Source organism: Bacteroidota bacterium (assembly GCA_016195025.1).
In the GTDB taxonomy this organism is placed as follows: Bacteria; Bacteroidota; Bacteroidia; order Palsa-948; family Palsa-948; genus Palsa-948.
This window is the reverse complement of the sequence record JACQAL010000007.1, coordinates 1-17,217: the sequence shown is the minus strand read 5'-3', so window position 1 is coordinate 17,217 and position 17,217 is coordinate 1. Positions and strand designations below refer to the sequence as shown.

Below are 17,217 nucleotides of genomic sequence, written 5' to 3'. Positions count from 1 at the left end.
TTCCGGAAAGTTGTCCGAGTGGTTTAAGGAGCACGCCTGGAAAGCGTGTATACGCCAAAAGCGTATCGAGGGTTCGAATCCCTCACTTTCCGCATCCGGATTTTTATTCTGAAAATATTTGATTTTGAAATAGTAATTCAGAAAAATAGTTGTTAGAAAATAATATTTCTCATAATCTTGTTTCCTACGCCATACTTTATATTATCTATTTTTGTATTTTAATTTATCAATGAAAGTTGAACAACTATATACCAACTGCCTTGCCGAAGCCGCTTATTACATAGAAAGCAATGGCGAAGCCGTGATTATTGATCCCATCCGTGAAACAGAACCTTATCTTGAAAAATTAAAAACTACCGGAGCGAAACTCAAATACGTTTTTGAAACACACATCCATGCCGATTTTGTTTCGGGGCATATTGATTTGGCGAAAAAAACCGGAGCAAAAATTATTTTTGGTCCTCTTGCAGAAACAAATTACGATGTGCAGAATGCGAAGGACGAAGAAATTTTTTCTATCGGGAAAATAAAAATAAAAGTTCTGCATACTCCCGGGCATACTCCTGAATCTTCCTGCTATCTTTTGTTTGATGAGAACGGAAAAGAGTATTGTGTTTTTACAGGAGACACTCTTTTCATAGGAGATGTTGGACGACCGGACCTTCTTGATGGAAAAAAGACAAAAGAGGAATTGGCTTCCATGATGTACGATTCGCTGAACAAAAAAATTAAAACGCTTCCCGATAACGTGATTGTTTATCCTGCGCACGGTGCCGGCTCCGCCTGCGGAAAAAATATTTCCAAGGAAACTTTCAGCACCATCGGGCAGCAGAAAAAAATCAACTACGCTTTACAGGAAATGACGCGCGAAAATTTTATCAAAGTGGTGACGGATGGATTATCTGCTCCTCCGCAATATTTTTTCAAAGACGCGATGATAAATAAAAACGGATATGATAACATTGAGGAAGTGATGAAGCGCAACCTAAAACCACTTTCTTCGGAAGATGTGAAAAAAGAAATTGCAAATGGCGCATTAATTCTTGACACAAGAACTCCAAATGTATTTGAGAAAGGTTTTATCAAAGGCGCCATGAATATTGGGCTGAACGGAACCTACGCGGTTTGGATTGGAACGTTGATTGATATTAACCAACCATTAGTATTAGTTACCGAAGAAGGAAAAGAATATGAATCCATTCTCCGCGCTGCAAGGGTTGGATACGAAAACGTAAAAGGATATTTGAAGGGGGGAATTAATTCCTGGGTAGAGGCAGGAAATCCCGTAGATAAAGTGGTATCAATTACTCCGCAAGAATTTGCACAACGGATAAAATCAGGAAGAGAAAATATTCTTGATGTGAGAAGGCCGGGAGAATTTGAAATATCGCATGTGAAAAACTCAGAACATATTGAACTGGCTTCTCTTCCCCAAAATTTAAGTACACTTTCTAAAAATAAAAGTTACCTTATTTATTGTGCCAGCGGTAATCGCTCAGTCACCGCAGCCTCAATCCTGAAAGCAAAAGGATTTGAAAATATAATGAATGTATATGGGGGCATCAACCAGATAAAATATACAGATGCGCCCATAGAGGTTTCCGCGGAAACATCTGTTTAATTAACTTTTTATTTTTGCCTCACATTTTTTGATTGGGGAATTAGTTCAGTTGGCTAGAACGTATGCATGGCATGCATAAGGTCGGGGGTTCGACTCCCCCATTCTCCACAACTCCTTCCTAACTTTTCTTTGTTAATAAATCATTCGGGAATATTTTTTTCTTGTAAACATCTGAAATATTTTTGCCTTATGGAAAACAGAGCCGATATTTACAAAAATTATTTTGCCGAATACAACGGGGAAAATCCTGTCACAATTTCTGACCTGAAAGCAAAAGAATTCCGAGATGAAAAACTTTCAGAGGATGAAGCGCAGTCAATTCTGAATTTTGACCGCTTCCGCTTGAATGAATTAAATAAAATCAAAAATGATTTTGAATTCAATGCGCGCTTCTGCGAACTTCAAATCATGGCAAACCTTGCCGACTATAAAGAATTTCTGAAAGAGGAATATTTTTTCTCGGAGTTGCTATAGTTTTACACAAACATTTTTCGGTTCGGTAAAAAAACGCAGCGCTTCAAAGCCGCCTTCTCTTCCCACTCCGCTTCCTTTCATTCCTCCGAATGGGGTGCGCAGGTCGCGAACGAGCCAGCAGTTGATCCAGATAATTCCCGAATGAACTTTTTCTGCCATGCGATGAGCGCGTGTAAGATTTTCTGTCCAGATAGTTGCCGCTAATCCGTATTGCGTGGAGTTGGCATATTTTAAAACTTCTTCTTCGGTTGCAAAAGGAGTGAGCGTTACAACAGGACCAAAAATTTCTTCCTGATTGGTTCTGCAGTCGTACGGTAGTCCTTCAATGACAGTCGGAGCGATGTACCATCCTCCGGAAAATTCCCCGCCTGGATTTACAGCATTTCCTCCGCATAAAATTTTTCCTCCTTCTTTTTTTGCAAGTTCGATATAAGAAAGAATTTTCTCAAAATGTACTTTGGAAACAATTGCCCCGAGTTTGCTGGAATCGTCCGCAGGATTTCCCACTTTCATTGTTTTTGTTTTCTCTACAAATGCTGTTTTGAATTTTTCATAGAGCGGTTTCTCTATGAAGATTCTTGAACCGCATAAGCAAATCTCTCCCTGGTTGGAAAAAGAAGAAAGCAAACTTGTCTTCACCGCATTTTCAAAATTGCAATCTGCAAAAATGATGTTGGGATTTTTTCCTCCGAGTTCGAGCGAAAGTTTTTTGAACATGGGCGCGGCCATTGATGCGATTGATTTTCCTGTTATGGTTCCACCTGTAAATGATATTGCAGAAATTTTCGGATGAGAAACAATCGCACTTCCTGCTTTGCTTCCAAGCCCGTGAACAATATTCAACACTCCTTTCGGCAAACCGGCTTCCATGCAGAGTTTAGAAAAAAGATAAGCGGTCATCGGGGTAACTTCGCTCGGCTTTGCAACCACCGTGCATCCCGAAGCAATTGCAGGAGCAATCTTCCAGGTAAAAAGATAGAGCGGAAAATTCCAGGGAGAAATACAACCGGCAACTCCGATTGGTTCGCGGAGTGTATAATTGATTGCACTATCTTCCATCGCATGCGCTTCGGAAGCAAAGTGCATGATTCCCGTAGCGTAAAACTGCATGTTCGCGGAAGCGCGTGGAATGTCTACCATCTTGGCGAGCCAAACGGGTTTGCCGTGGTCGGTTGATTCGGCAACAGCAAGGCGGTCAAAATTTTTATCAATGAGTCCGGCAATTTTCATCATCACTTTCGCGCGGTCATCTTTTTTTGTTGAAGACCATTTTGGAAAAGCATTCAGCGCGGAATCCACTGCGAATTGAACATCTTTTTCATCTGAATCAGGAATGAGCGAATAAACTTTTCCGGTGGCGGGATTATAATTGTCGAGATATTTTTTTCCAACCGGCTCTGTCAATTCTCCGTTGATGTAGTTCAGGATTTTTTGCATGAGTAAATTTATAAAAAAAGAAATCCCCCGATTTCTCGGGGGACTCTATCATCATTGATTGCTCTTTTTGGTAGGATATTGCCTCCGAGGAATCGGAGGTCTTATTCAATGATGATTTTCTTACTCGTGATTTTTTTGCCTTGCCTTATTGTTACAATAAACGTGCCCTTCTTTCCGTTGAGGTTAATTGTCTTGCTCACCATTCCGTTTCCTGACAGTTTTTCATTATACATTTCCTTGCCATCCATATCCGTGATTTTTATCTGTGCAGGTTCTTTCTCATCCAGGTTCAATTCGAGAATAAAATTTCCATCGGAAGGATTGGGATAAAAACTGAATTCGGTTTCATCTTTAGATTTTTTTCTGTTGGACTTGTAAACATCATCGCTTTTATCATCATCCATATCCATTACTACCACAGAAGTTGTAACAATCATTTTCTTTTTCTTGCCTTTGTCATCATTTATAACAATAGTTTTTGATTTTGATTTTCCTGAATTATTTTCCGATTTGCTGATGGAAGTATTGTCTTTGTCTCCGTTGATGACAATTGTTTTTTCTTTTCCGCTTTTGATAATCACTTTACCATTATCATCCGTGTTGATGTCGAAATCAAAATCATTCATGATTCCTTTATCATCGAAGTTTAAATCGAATTTGAAATTTTTAGGAATGCTTTTGAAAATGCTGTCATCGAAATTTAATTCCTTGAGCGAATCGCCTGAAAACACAAATGCTTTCGCAAACGCTTTTGAAGTGGTGCTGTCCATATCAAAATTAAAATGCATGGACTGTGCGGATTTATTTTTCTCATCCTTGTTCACATCTTCCACCGTAATCATCACCTGAACATTTTTCCCATTTATGTTTTCAAATTGCTTCGTGAAATCTTTCACACTTGCTTCGTCCATGGTTTTTTCAATCGTAATGGTATCGCCATCTACAATCTTCACAATTTTTACTTTCACCGGACCATTACTTTTATTCTGCGCAATTGTAATTCCTGTTGCGGTAACAAGAACTACTGCGAGAACAGAAACAATCACAGCCGTGTTGTTTCGGAGAAATGTTGTAAATTTTTTCATGGTAAAATTTTTTGTTTGGATTTCCTTTTCTGAAACAAATGTAACTCATCAAATCATGAAATGCTGTTAACGCCTCGTTAATGAATGTTAAAAAATGTTAAGCGAAAGATTTTCCATAGGTAAAAGTTATCTTTGTAAGCAATGAGCAGAAAAAATATAGGAATCATTACTACACTTGCGGGAATCGCTTTGCTTGGACTGATTTTTACGCAACTCTACTGGATAAACAACGCATTCACCATGCGCAGCCAGCATTTTTCCATGAACGTGAATGACGCGCTGAGCAATGTGGTTTACAAATTGGAAAAACAAAATGCCGCTTCAAAAATAAAAAGACGATTAAATCTTCGCAAACAGGGAATGCGCTGGATGCTGAAAGCAGATTCGATGAGCGGAGACACTTCGCGCGCGATAAAAATTTTTGAGGAGATGACCACTGACTCGGCAGGAGTTACACTGCACAAGACAAGAAAAAAAACTTTTACGAATGATTCTGCCGGTGTGGCAGGAATTGGCGTGAACATAAATACCGAAAGCAGCGAGCCCTTCACCATCACACATATTGATTCTTCGGATGACCGCTTTCAGTGGATGATGAAACAGTCAGACATGGTGAGCGATATTTTTGACGAACTCGTAAGCATAAATATTTATAAAGGATACAATGACAAAGTGGATACGCTGCTGATTGATTCCATTCTGAAAGCAGAACTGCTCGACAACGGAATTAAAGCAGAGTATCAATTTGGAATTTACAATGCTGGATACAGCTATTTTCCCGCAGGAACCAAAGTCGAATCGCAGAAAGAAATAATGAATTCATCTTATAAAATAAATCTTGCTCCCGATAATGTTTTTATTTCACCAAAATATCTTGGCGTATATTTTCCTTCAGAGAAAAATTACATTCTCCAAACCATGTGGCTCATGCTGACCGGCTCTGGAATTTTGATTCTCATAATTATTTTTTCTTTTTACTATACGGTTTCAACAATATTGAAACAGAAAAAACTTTCCGACATTAAAAATGATTTTATAAATAACATGACGCATGAGCTGAAAACACCCATCTCTACGGTTTCTCTTGCAACTGAAATGCTGAATGATTCATCGGTGGAAAAATCAAAAGAAAAAATTACACACTACTCGCAAATTATCAAAGAAGAAAATCAGCGGCTTGGTTTGCTCGTTGAAAATATTTTGCAAACGGCTGTGCTGGACAAAGGCCAATTCAAGCTTCGCCCGCAGGAAGTGGATGTGCATGAAATCATTGACCGCGCAATCAGCAACATTCGCCTGCAGGTTGAAAAACGCGAAGGAGAAATTATTGTTGACGAAAAAGCAGAACAGAATATTTTATTTGCCGACAGAATCCATCTCACAAATATTATTTATAACCTGGTTGACAACGCGCTGAAATATTCCGAATACAAGCCGCAGATAAAAATTTCCACTGTAAACCTGAATGGAGGAATTCAGATTTCGGTTGCAGATAGCGGAATTGGAATCAGCAAAGAGAACCAGAAAAAAATATTTGAAAACTTTTACCGCGTTCCAACGGGTAATATTCACAACGTAAAAGGATTCGGACTTGGTTTGAGTTATGTGAAAGCCGCTGTGGAGAAACACGGTGGAAACATTTCCATAGAAAGCGAAATTGGCCGCGGCACTACTTTTAAAATTTTTATCCCCTCTCGAGAGGGGGAAGGGGGTGTGTCAAAATGAAAAGAAAAATTATTGCATATAATCCAAAGCTAAAAGAATACGCAAGAAACATGCGCAATAAAAGTACGCAGGCAGAAATTAAATTGTGGATGTATGTAAAGGGAAAACAAATTAAAGGATATGATTTTCACAGGCAAAAACCCATTGATGAATATATTTTAGATTTCTTTTGTCATGAATTGATGCTTGGCATAGAAGTGGACGGATATACTCATACGACTGAAGAAGTACAAAAGAAAGATGCTGAAAAAGAAAAACGCTTGAATGAACTTGGAATTTCTGTTTTAAGATTTACAGACGAAGAGGTTTTAACAGGAATTGATAATGTAATCTTGGCAATTGAAAAATATATAGAACAAAAAGAAACATTAACCAACACACCCCTGCCCCTCTCAAGAGGGGAAATTTCATGAACAAAGAAAAAATTTCAATTCTTCTCGCAGAAGACGACCGCAATCTCGGAAATCTTTTGCGCGAATACCTCGAAGCAAAAGGTTACGAAACCAAACTCGCCACAAACGGAAAAGAAGCGCTTGACTTTTTTAATAAAAACGGATTTGATTTATGTTTGCTCGATGTGATGATGCCGATTAAAGACGGCTTTGCACTCGCGCGCGAAATCCGTTCGGCAGATAAAAATATTCCCATTGTTTTCCTCACGGCAAAATCCATGAAGGAAGATGCGATTGAAGGATTCACCGCAGGCGCGGATGATTACATTACGAAACCATTCAGCATGGAAGAGCTTTTGTTGCGGATTAATGCCATTCTCCGCAGAGTGAAAAACCAAACGCTCAGGCAATCGGAGCAGAATGAATTTAAAATAGGAAAATTCAAATTTAATTATTCCGAACGCACCCTCGAAATAAAAGGAAAAGAAACAATTGAACTTACTACGAAAGAAGCCGACCTTCTGAAACTTCTCTGCTTAAATTCAAATGATGTGCTCGACAGGAATTTTGCGCTGCGCACCGTCTGGCAAAATGATTCTTATTTCTCAGCGCGAAGCATGGATGTTTATATTTCTAAACTCCGGAAATATTTGAGCGAAGACACGAAGGTGGAAATCCTGAACATTCATGGAAGAGGATTTAAGTTGATTGCTTAATAGTTTGCTGTTTACTCTTTAGGATTATATTTGCTTTCCTATATAATAAGGTATGGAATTATCAGAACAGGAAATTTTACGCAGGCAAAAGTTAGACGAGATTATAAAACTCGACATCAATCCCTATCCGCCCGAGCAGTTTGAAGTGAATGCTTCAGCAAAAGACATTCTCGAAAATTACGAGCGCAACAAAACCGATTATAAAAATATTTCCATCGCGGGGCGCATCATGAGTGTGCGCGATATGGGAAAAGCATGCTTCGCTTCTCTGCAGGATTCTACGGGAAGAATTCAACTTTACGTGAGGCGAGATGATATTTGTCCGGGTGAAGACAAAACTGTTTACGATTCTCTTTTCAAAAAACTTCTTGACATTGGCGATATCATTGGCGTAACCGGTTTTGTTTTTACCACGAAGGTCGGAGAGATTTCCATTCACGTTACATCGCTCAAACTTCTCTGCAAAACGTTGAAGCCGCTTCCCATTGTAAAATTAGATGCAGAAGGAAAAGCGCACGATGAAGTAACCGACCCCGAATTCAAATACCGGCATCGCTATGCGGATTTGGTGGTGAACACAAGTGTGAAAGAAACTTTTGTGAAGCGCACGCAAATAATAAAAACCATTCGCAATTTTCTGGATGAAAGCGGGGCGCTCGAAGTGGACACGCCTGTTCTGCAAAATATTCCGGGCGGTGCAGCCGCTCGTCCGTTTGTCACGCATCACAATGCGCTGGATGTTCCGTTTTATTTGCGCATTGCGAACGAACTTTTTTTGAAGCGACTGATTGTTGGCGGATACGATTTTGTCTACGAGTTTTCGCGCAACTTCCGCAACGAGGGAATGGACCGCACGCATAATCCTGAATTTACCATCCTGGAATTTTATGTGGCGTATAAAGATTATTTCTGGATGATGGATTTTACCGAACGTATGCTGGAAAAAGTTGCGATGGAGTTGCATGGAACAACCGATGTACAGGTTGGAGAACAAAAAATAAATTTCAAAGCGCCTTTCAAAAGAATTTCTCTATCCGATGCAATCAAAGAAGAAACAGGAATTGACATTAGTGGAATGGATGAAACACAACTGCGCGGTGTGTGCAAGCAATTGGGAATTCACACAGAAGCATCAATGGGGAAAGGTAAATTAGTGGATGAAATTTTCGGAGAGAAGTGCGAGGGAAAATTTATTCAGCCCACTTTCATTATTGATTTCCCTATAGAAATGAGCCCGCTCACTAAAAAACATAGAAGCAAAAATGGATTGGTGGAGCGCTTTGAATTAATGGTGAACGGAAAAGAAATTGCAAATGCTTACACCGAATTGAACGACCCGCTCGACCAGCGCGCACGTTTTGAAGAGCAAATAAAATTAATGGAACGCGGTGATGAGGAAGCAATGTATATTGATTATGATTTTCTCCGCGCGCTTGAATACGGCATGCCTCCCACATCCGGAATCGGAATCGGGATTGACCGACTCTGTATGCTGATGACAAATTCTCCGAGCATACAGGATGTTTTATTTTTTCCGCAGATGCGCCCTGAAAAAACTTCTGAAGAAAAAAAATCAGAGTGAGTTCAGAAAAAAATATTGGAGTGATTGGCGGAGGAAGCTGGGCTACCGCCATCGTAAAAATTATTTGCAGTAATGTTGAAAGCGTAAATTGGTGGGTTAGAAATTCCGAAACAGCAAATTATATTCAGAAATATCACCACAACCCGAATTATATTTCATCTGTAGAGTTTGAAGCGAAAAAGATTTCCGTAAGTTCTGATTTAAAAGAAATAGTTTCAAGATCCGATGTGCTGATAATGGCGGTTCCGTCCGCGTTTCTGAAAGAATCGCTTTCTCCTATGAAAGCGAACGATTTGAAAAATAAAAAAATATTTTCTGCGATTAAAGGAATTGTACCTGAACACAATTTAATCATAGCGGAATTCTTCAATCAGATTTACAACGTGCCGATAGAAAATATCGGAATCATTGCAGGTCCCTCGCACGCGGAAGAAGTGGCGATGGAAAAACTTTCCTATCTCACCATCGCATCGCAAAACCAGGAGAGCGCAAAATTTCTTGCTGAAAAACTTTCCTGCCGGTATATAAAAACTTCAGTGAGCGATGATATTTACGGAACAGAGTATTCTGCCGTTCTGAAAAATGTGATTGCAATTGCTGCCGGAATTTGTCATGGACTTAGTTATGGAGATAATTTTCTTTCTGTGCTCATTTCAAACGGGATTGGAGAAATAAAAAGATTTGTAGATGCAGTTCATCCCATCATGCGTGATATAAAAGACTCTGCGTATCTCGGAGATTTGCTGGTGACTGCTTATTCTCAGTTCAGCCGAAACAGAACTTTCGGCAGTATGATCGGAAAAGGATATTCGGTAAAATCCGCTATGGCGGAAATGAATATGGTTGCCGAAGGATACTATGGCGTGAAGTGCGTGCACGAAATCAACAAGCAGTATAAAGTTGAAATGCCGATTACAGATGCAGCGTATCATATCCTATACGAAAAGATTTCTCCGATGGTGGAGATGAGGATTCTTTCCGATAAACTATCCTGAAAATTATTTTTTTCCCCACCGATACATTTTCACATCCAGCCCACACAAATCAAGCACACGGTCAATTACTGTGGAAGCAAGGTCTTCAAAAGTTTTCGGATTGCTATAGAAGGACGGAGAGGCAGGACAAATAATTCCTCCCGCTTCAGTAATTGTTTTCATGTTGTTGATATGAATTAAACTAAGTGGTGTATCGCGGGGAATTAAAATTAATTTTCTTCTTTCCTTAAGCATCACATCCGCAGCGCGCGTAATTAAATCATTTGAAACTCCACTTGCAATTCTCGCGAGCGTTCCCATGGAACACGGGCAAACAATCATTGTTCTGAAATCGGATGAGCCGGAAGCAAACGGAACATGAAAATTATTTTTGTCATAAATCTTGAATTTTATTTTTTCATAACCATTGTCTCCTAATTCTGTTCTCCAAACTTCTTTTGCATTATCGCTCATTACAACCCCTACTTCTTCCACCTGCGATTTGAGCTGCTGCAGTTTTTCCAGCAGTACTTTCGCGTAAATGGAACCGCTTGCGCCCGTAATTCCAACTACAATCTTTTGCTTTTTCATGCTGGCTGAGTTTGCTTGACTATTCGTGCGCACTTCAAAGATAAATCTGTAAAAATAATTTTTGCGTTGCCGTTTCTTTCTATGTGAAGAATTGCCTCGTTCAACTCATCTGATAATTTTTTACAAATGTTTCCGTCTAATTTTGTAGAAAGTTTCTGAACAAAATCCAATTCTTCTCCCACTACGCGCAGAAGTTTTTTATCGCCATATATTTCGGCTAAACACTCACGGATAATATTTATTCCGAAAGAAAGAAATTTTTTCTGGTTCTCCCGTCCGAATTTCGCATTGGCAATTTCTTCCGTCCAGGAAATTATTCCAACTACATCCATCCTAAAACACATTCTCATCCATTCGCGAAACTGCCGCAGATAAAAATTTTCTTCTGTATTTTCTGCTATGAGTTTTAATGCCGTATTGTAATTTCCGGCTGCGAAATAAGAAATTTTTGCTGCGTCATTTTCTGCGATTCCTTTTTCAATCAAAGCATTTTTAATTTCTTCATCGCTGAGGCGATTTACTTTTATCAATTGAGTTCGTGAAACAATTGTTCGCAAAAGCTGTTCTTCATTTTCAGAAACCAAAAGAAAAATAGTTTTATCGGATGGTTCCTCCAAAATTTTTAAAAGTTTATTTGCTGCCTGCACATTCATTTTTTCAGGATGCCAGATAATCATCATCTTGAATTCTCCTTCGTAAGTGGTGAGAGAAAGTTTGCGCAGAATTTCCGCGCTCTCCTCCACTCCAATCACCGGCTGTTTGTTCTCAGCCGAAATATGGCTGAACCAATCGGATAAATTCAAATAGGAATTTTCTAAAAATGCTTCGCGCCATTCAGCCGCAACATCGCTGCTCATGCGAATTTCTTTTGACAAAGCAACCGGATAAACAAAATGAATGTCGGGATGAATTAATTTTTTACACTTAAGGCAAGACGGACATTTTCCACAGGAATCATTTGCAGTTTTATTTTTACAGAGAAGCAACTGCGCATACGCAATTGCAAGAGGAAGTGCGCCAGTTCCTTCTTGCCCCAAAAATAATTGGGCGTGACTCACTCGTCCGGTCTGAGCAGAATGAGTGAGCCGTTCTTTTACTTCGGTTTGTCCTATGATATTTGAGAATAACATCTACTAAATACTAATCTTTTACGAATATACTAATGAAGGTGTATTCGCGGTAATATTTATTTTTGCCACGAAAATAATTCGTAATATTCGTAAAGATTAGTTATTCGTAACCTATGAAGACGATTGACAATTTTAATTTCTCCGGCAAGCGCGTGCTCATCCGTGTTGATTTCAATGTTCCGCTGGATGATAAATTTAATGTGACCGATGACACAAGAATCCGCGCGGCTATTCCTACTATCAAAAAAATTCTTAAAGACGGGGGAGGTGTTGTGCTGATGTCTCATCTTGGAAGGCCAAAAGGCGGACCGGAAGAAAAATATTCTTTGAAACACATAGAGAATCACCTTTCCAAACTTTTAGGAACGAGTGTGAAATTCGCCAATGATTGCATAGGAGAAGAAGCAAAAAAATTTTCATCTTCCTTAAAAAATGGCGAGGTTTTGTTGCTCGAGAATTTACGCTTCTATAAAGAGGAAGAGAAAGGCGATGAGGCATTTGCAAAAAAACTTTCTGAACTCGGAAACTTTTATGTGAACGATGCTTTCGGAACAGCGCATCGGGCTCATGCAAGCACGGCAGTGATTGCAAAGTTTTTCCCGGATAAAAAATGTTTCGGCTATGTGATGAGCGGAGAACTCGCCAGCATAAACAAAGTTTTGAACGAAGCACAGAAACCGTTCACTGCGATTATGGGTGGGGCAAAAGTTTCAGATAAGATTTTAATTCTTGAACAACTTTTGAAAAAGGCAGACAACATTATTATTGGTGGAGGAATGGCTTTCACATTTGTAAAAGCGCAAGGTGGCAAGGTTGGAAAATCATTGGTGGAAGAAGACAGAATAGAAAACGCAACCAGCATTTTGAATGTCGCAAAAGAAAAAGGCGCGAATATTTATATTCCCGTTGATTCCATTATCGCAGATAATTTTTCCAACGATGCGAATAAAAAAACTTCCGATATAAAAAATATTCCCGATGGATGGATGGGGCTTGACATTGGCGAGCAGACAGAAAAAATATTTTCAGAGGTAATTTCAAAATCGAAAACAATTTTATGGAACGGACCGATGGGCGTTTTTGAAATGGAAAATTTTTCTCACGGAACAAAATTCATTGCCGAAGCAATTGTGAAAGCAACTTCGAATGGCGCATATTCTTTAATTGGCGGAGGAGATTCGGTTGCCGCCATCAACAAATATCATCTTGGAGATAAAGTGAGTTATGTTTCTACGGGCGGTGGCGCGCTGCTTGAATATATTGAGAACGGAATTCTGCCCGGAGTAGAGGCAGTGGAAAAAAATTAAGGCACTTTCAGATTTACATTCACGGAATCAGGAAAAATATTTTGCAATTTACTTTCTCTTAAACCAGGAATTATCAGCGGAGCGATTTTTCCAACAGGTTCATATAATAAGGAAGCGTGTTTTGTTTCGGAAGGAATAAGCTGAACATTTTTTTCAATCGCGTTCAGAACAAAAATCAAAACGCTCAGAATTAATCCGAACTTCAGCATTCCGAAAATTCCTCCCGCAAGTTTATTTGCAAATCCAAGTGCTGCTGCCTTCACAAATCTTTCGAGCAGTTTTGCAGTTGAAAAAACCAAAATCAGAATTCCAATAAAAATTATCGCGAAAGAAATTACCGGAAGATATTTTGAAGTCCAGTCAAAAGAATTTTTCATCCATTCGGAAAGAAAATCCGAAAATTTTATTCCCCCCCATACTGCTAAAACAAAAGCTGCGAGCGATGCAACTTCAATAATTAATCCTTTCGAAAATCCTTTGTACAATCCCCAAAGGAGGGGAATTATTAAAATAATATCTATATAACTCATGATTCAAAAGTAGGAAGACGAAAGGAAGAAGACAGATGTGAAAACATATTCTTTCAACATGATCAAGTGTAAAAACTAAATTTGTAACATGGATGCAGAGATAGAAATTGAATTGCAAAAAATAATTAAACAACTTTCGTCACAGTTTGGAGAAGAAATAGATTTGAAAGCGGTTTTATTTCTCATAGGAGTTCAGGAACTTGGTAAAGGACACAAAGTTTTTTCCAAAGACGAAAAACTCGGACTCATGCACATCGCAGTTTGTTCGCTGCTGGAAGATTACGGCTACTATATATATGAAGGGAAAGATGCTGACGGCTGGCCGCACTGGAAATCTACAGAAAAACTTCCTTCACTCAGGCCGATGGAACAGGAAAGATTGATCAAGCAAGCAATCGTTCTCTATTTCCAGAAAAATATGACATTTGACAATTGATATGTTCACGATAGATATTCATACGCACATCATTCCGGAAAATCTTCCCGACTTCAAAAAAAAATTTGGTTACGGAGGATTTATTTCTTTGGAGCATCACAAGCCCTGCTGTGCGAAAATGATGGTGGACGGAAAATTTTTTCGCGAGATTGAAGACAACTGCTGGAGTGCAGAAACAAGAATGAAAGAATGCGAGCATCATCGTGTGAATGTTCAGGTGCTTTCAACAATCCCCGTAATGTTTTCTTACTGGGCGAAAGCGCAGGATTGCCTCGAAGTCTCAAAATATCTCAACGATCACATTGCAGAAATTGTTTTTAAATATCCAAAACGTTTTGTGGGACTGGGGACAATTCCTCTTCAATCATCCCAACTTGCAATAAAAGAATTGGAGCGATGTAAAAAAATTGGTCTTGCAGGAATTCAAATTGGTTCGCACGTGAACGATTGGAACCTGAATGATGAAAATCTTTTTCCGGTTTTTCAGGCATGTGAAGAAATGAATATGTCCATCTTCGTTCATCCCTGGGATATGATGTCAACAGATAAAATGAAAAAATACTGGCTGCCCTGGTTAGTCGGAATGCCTGCAGAAACTTCTCTTGCGATTTGCTCCATGATTTTTGGCGGAGTGTTCGAGCGTTTGCCGAAACTTCGCGTAGCGTTCGCGCACGGAGGCGGAAGTTTTCCGGCAACGATTGGAAGAATTGAACATGGTTTTGCATCTCGTCCTGATTTAGTAGCCGTTGACAACAAAAAAAATCCAAAAGAATATCTTGGAAAATTCTGGCTGGATTCTTTAACGCATAATGAAGAAATGCTGAGGTATATTATAAAACTTGTCGGAGCAAATCGTGTCGCGCTCGGAAGCGATTACCCGTTTCCACTAGGAGAAAATGAACCGGGAAAATTAATTCGCGAAATGAACTTCAGTGATGAAATGAAAGAAAAACTTTTGAGCGGTTCTGCGCTGGAATGGCTGGGTATGAAAAAAGAAAAATTTATTTAATCTTTTCTTTTCATTACCGGAACGGTCGAGCACGGTTCTCCGAACATAATGCTTTTCGCAACGGGAGTAAGAATGCGTGTGAGTTCTACATAAGCGCTTTCAGGAACAGGAAAATTTCCGCAACCTTTTATCACAATTTTTTTATCTCTGAACTCTTCGGGATTTATTTTAGAAAGTGATTCGAGAAATAAAACTGTTTCCAGTATTTTTAAATCCCCGAATACAAAATTTTTTGCAAAAGGTTGAAGTGAAGTCGCGATGAGCATGTACGCCCAAGTGGGAACAATCGCATCGGCAGAACAAGTAATCGCAACGAATTTGTTTTTATACTTTTCCCAATTCTCGCTCTTCACAAACTCACGGAAATCTTTTTCTTTCAGAATTAAGCCCTGGAATAAATTTTCTTTTACATCAATCAACGCGCGTTCTCCTTTCGGATAAAAATCTTCCAGGTTAATTTCTGTTAACCCGCTTTGTTCTACTCTATTTACAATTTCTTTTTCCATCACATGAAACCTAATTCCACTTGCGCCACTTCACTCATCATTTCTTTTGTCCATGGTGGTTCGAAGGTTAAAATCACTTTTGCAGATTTTATTCCTTCTATGGATTTTAATTTTCCTTCCACGTCCGGGGGAAGTGATTCAGCAACGGGGCAAGATGGAGAAGTCAACGTCATTTTTACTTCGAGATTATTTTGTTCGTCCAATTTGATTTCATAAATCAATCCGAGTTCCCAGATGTCTACAGGAATTTCGGGATCAAAGCATGTTTTGAGCACATCAATTACTCTTTGTGTGAGTTCAGTATTTTGTGTTATGATAATTGCGCTCATACTTTTGATTTATAAACCAACGCATCCAGTTTCATTTGCTTTATCATGCTTGCCAGTCCGCCTGCCCGTTTCATCGACAGCATATTTTTTAAACCAATTGCTTCTATAAAATTCAAAGGTGCGTTCATGATTTCATCGGGCGTGTGTCCTGACAGAACGCGAATCATCATCGCAACTAATCCTCGTGCGTAATCTGCGTCTGCATCGGCTTTGAAAAAAATTTTCCCGTCTTTCAATTCGCTATAGAGCCATACGTGTGCCTGGCATCCCTTGATTAATCTGTTTTCTGTTTTCAGTGATTCTTCCAATGGTTTCAGATTTTTTCCCAAGTCAATCAGGTATCCGAATTTGTCAAATGTATCTTCAAACATGGAGAATTCCTCTATGAGTTCTTGTTCAGCGCTTTCTATCGTTTTCTCTTCTGTCATTTTTCAGCCACAGATTTCTCAGATTCACACTGATTTAATCTGTGATAATTAGTGTAATCAGTGGCGTATTCGTTCTATGGATTTAATTAATGCCTTCGCAAAAAAATCTATTTCTTCTTTTGTATTATAAAAAGAAAAACTCGCGCGAATGGTTCCATTTATTTTGTAGCAATACATAAGCGGTTGTGTGCAGTGATGCCCTGTCCGCACTGCAATTCCTTGAGCATCGAGCAGTGTGCCGATGTCGAGCGGATGAATTCCCTGCCTACCTGCCGGCACGGCATCCACCACAAACGACAACACGCTGGCTTTTTCTTTTGCTGTGCCGATAATTTTCACTCCATCAATTGCAGAAATTTTTTCTTCAGCGTATTTCAGCAATTCATGTTCGTATTCAGAAATTTTATCGAGACCAATTCCACTTATATAATCCAGTGCACTTGCAAGACCGATGGCTCCTTCAATATTTGGAGTGCCTGCTTCGAAGCGAAGAGGAGATGCCTCATACTGAGTTTTATTAAATGTGACTGTTTTAATTGTACCTCCTCCAACCTGATAGTTCGCAAGTTTATTCAGCCATTCCTCTTTTCCGTATAGAACACCAATTCCCGTTGGCGCGTAAACTTTATGTCCGCTGAAGCAATAGAAGTCCGCGTCCAAATCTTGAACATCCACTTTCCTGTGCGGGATTGCCTGCGCACCATCAACAAGTACTGGAATATTTTTAGAATGAGCAAGTGAAATAATTTCCTTTATGGGATTAATTGTTCCGAGCGTATTCGAAACATGCGAGAGTGCAACTAGTTTTGTTTTTTCACTCAACAATTTTTTGAACTCATCTATTCTTAATTCTCCCGCATCATTTATTGGGATTACTTTTAGTACCGCGCCTTTTTCTTCACATAGTGTTTGCCAAGGAAGGATGTTACTATGGTGTTCCATTTC

The 17,217-nt window shown here is 39.2% G+C and carries 19 protein-coding genes and 2 tRNA genes; 12 read left to right on the top strand and 9 right to left on the bottom strand.

What is annotated here, in order from left to right; genetic code table 11:
* The first annotated feature begins 4 nt into the window (after window positions 1–4).
* The 4 genes from HY063_01100 (at window position 5) to HY063_01085 (ending at window position 2,095) form a co-directional block, all read left to right on the top strand.
* Window positions 5–92, top strand: a tRNA-Ser gene (locus tag HY063_01100).
* Between the two features lie 137 nt (window positions 93–229).
* Window positions 230–1,621 carry an MBL fold metallo-hydrolase gene (locus tag HY063_01095; protein MBI3500368.1) on the top strand — a complete coding sequence of 464 codons (1,392 nt, stop codon included), beginning with the start codon at window positions 230–232 and terminating at the stop codon, window positions 1,619–1,621.
* Between the two features lie 34 nt (window positions 1,622–1,655).
* Window positions 1,656–1,729: transfer RNA gene (locus HY063_01090), tRNA-Ala, on the top strand.
* A gap of 81 nt (window positions 1,730–1,810) precedes the next feature.
* Complete coding sequence (locus HY063_01085) at window positions 1,811–2,095, top strand: hypothetical protein (GenBank protein ID MBI3500367.1); 285 nt, start codon at window positions 1,811–1,813, stop codon at window positions 2,093–2,095.
* On the opposite strand, the gene HY063_01080 is transcribed toward HY063_01085, so the two are convergent.
* A complete protein-coding gene (locus tag HY063_01080) occupies window positions 2,090–3,532 on the bottom strand; it encodes an aldehyde dehydrogenase (GenBank protein ID MBI3500366.1) in 1,443 nt (480 codons plus the stop codon). The two genes, HY063_01085 and HY063_01080, sit on opposite strands and share 6 nt — an antisense overlap.
* 101 nt (window positions 3,533–3,633) lie before the next feature.
* A complete protein-coding gene (locus tag HY063_01075) occupies window positions 3,634–4,617 on the bottom strand; it encodes a T9SS type A sorting domain-containing protein (GenBank protein ID MBI3500365.1) in 984 nt (327 codons plus the stop codon).
* Between the two features lie 141 nt (window positions 4,618–4,758).
* On the opposite strand from HY063_01075, the gene HY063_01070 reads away from it, so the two are divergent.
* From HY063_01070 to HY063_01050, 5 genes are read left to right on the top strand one after another with little or no spacing between them, the layout of a single operon-like run.
* Window positions 4,759–6,342 (top strand): HAMP domain-containing histidine kinase, encoded by a 1,584-nt coding sequence (locus HY063_01070; GenBank protein ID MBI3500364.1) that lies wholly within the window; start codon window positions 4,759–4,761, stop codon window positions 6,340–6,342.
* Entirely contained in the window at window positions 6,339–6,755 is a 417-nt protein-coding gene (locus HY063_01065) for a DUF559 domain-containing protein (GenBank protein MBI3500363.1), read from the top strand. Before HY063_01070 ends, HY063_01065 begins: the two co-directional genes overlap by 4 nt.
* Complete coding sequence (locus HY063_01060) at window positions 6,752–7,450, top strand: response regulator transcription factor (protein MBI3500362.1); 699 nt, start codon at window positions 6,752–6,754, stop codon at window positions 7,448–7,450. Before HY063_01065 ends, HY063_01060 begins: the two co-directional genes overlap by 4 nt.
* A gap of 52 nt (window positions 7,451–7,502) precedes the next feature.
* Complete coding sequence (gene lysS, locus HY063_01055) at window positions 7,503–9,032, top strand: lysine--tRNA ligase (GenBank protein ID MBI3500361.1); 1,530 nt, start codon at window positions 7,503–7,505, stop codon at window positions 9,030–9,032.
* Complete coding sequence (locus tag HY063_01050) at window positions 9,029–10,027, top strand: NAD(P)H-dependent glycerol-3-phosphate dehydrogenase (GenBank protein ID MBI3500360.1); 999 nt, start codon at window positions 9,029–9,031, stop codon at window positions 10,025–10,027. Before lysS ends, HY063_01050 begins: the two co-directional genes overlap by 4 nt.
* 3 nt (window positions 10,028–10,030) lie before the next feature.
* Here the strand turns inward: HY063_01050 and HY063_01045 are convergent, their stop codons facing one another.
* Both HY063_01045 and holB read right to left on the bottom strand, forming a co-directional pair.
* Window positions 10,031–10,597 (bottom strand): UbiX family flavin prenyltransferase, encoded by a 567-nt coding sequence (locus HY063_01045; GenBank protein MBI3500359.1) that lies wholly within the window; start codon window positions 10,595–10,597, stop codon window positions 10,031–10,033.
* On the bottom strand, window positions 10,594–11,727 hold the full coding sequence (gene holB / locus HY063_01040) for a DNA polymerase III subunit delta' (protein ID MBI3500358.1): 1,134 nt from the start codon (window positions 11,725–11,727) through the stop codon (window positions 10,594–10,596). Before holB ends, HY063_01045 begins: the two co-directional genes overlap by 4 nt.
* Before the next feature lie 113 nt (window positions 11,728–11,840).
* Between holB and HY063_01035 the strand changes: the two genes are divergently transcribed.
* A complete protein-coding gene (locus HY063_01035; protein ID MBI3500357.1) occupies window positions 11,841–13,034 on the top strand; it encodes a phosphoglycerate kinase in 1,194 nt (397 codons plus the stop codon).
* Here the strand turns inward: HY063_01035 and HY063_01030 are convergent.
* Window positions 13,031–13,564: a CvpA family protein gene (locus tag HY063_01030; protein MBI3500356.1), complete on the bottom strand. Its 534-nt coding sequence runs from the start codon at window positions 13,562–13,564 to the stop codon at window positions 13,031–13,033. The genes HY063_01035 and HY063_01030 overlap by 4 nt on opposite strands.
* Window positions 13,565–13,652: 88 nt before the next feature.
* On the opposite strand from HY063_01030, the gene HY063_01025 reads away from it, so the two are divergent.
* Both HY063_01025 and HY063_01020 read left to right on the top strand, forming a co-directional pair.
* Window positions 13,653–14,000, top strand: a complete 348-nt coding sequence (locus HY063_01025; GenBank protein ID MBI3500355.1) for a hypothetical protein — start codon at window positions 13,653–13,655, stop codon at window positions 13,998–14,000.
* A 1-nt stretch (window position 14,001) separates the two neighbouring features.
* Window positions 14,002–15,009, top strand: a complete 1,008-nt coding sequence (locus HY063_01020) for an amidohydrolase (GenBank protein ID MBI3500354.1) — start codon at window positions 14,002–14,004, stop codon at window positions 15,007–15,009.
* Here the strand turns inward: HY063_01020 and HY063_01015 are convergent.
* From HY063_01015 to HY063_01000, 4 genes are all read right to left on the bottom strand, one after another.
* Window positions 15,006–15,515 carry a DUF2480 family protein gene (locus HY063_01015; GenBank protein ID MBI3500353.1) on the bottom strand — a complete coding sequence of 170 codons (510 nt, stop codon included), beginning with the start codon at window positions 15,513–15,515 and terminating at the stop codon, window positions 15,006–15,008. The genes HY063_01020 and HY063_01015 overlap by 4 nt on opposite strands.
* Window positions 15,515–15,844 (bottom strand): DUF59 domain-containing protein, encoded by a 330-nt coding sequence (locus tag HY063_01010; protein MBI3500352.1) that lies wholly within the window; start codon window positions 15,842–15,844, stop codon window positions 15,515–15,517. Before HY063_01010 ends, HY063_01015 begins: the two co-directional genes overlap by 1 nt.
* Window positions 15,841–16,272 (bottom strand): SufE family protein, encoded by a 432-nt coding sequence (locus HY063_01005; protein MBI3500351.1) that lies wholly within the window; start codon window positions 16,270–16,272, stop codon window positions 15,841–15,843. The genes HY063_01010 and HY063_01005 overlap by 4 nt, the downstream gene beginning before the upstream one ends.
* Window positions 16,273–16,329: 57 nt before the next feature.
* A partial coding sequence (locus tag HY063_01000; GenBank protein ID MBI3500350.1) for a cysteine desulfurase occupies window positions 16,330–17,217 on the bottom strand: 888 nt, incomplete at its 5' end.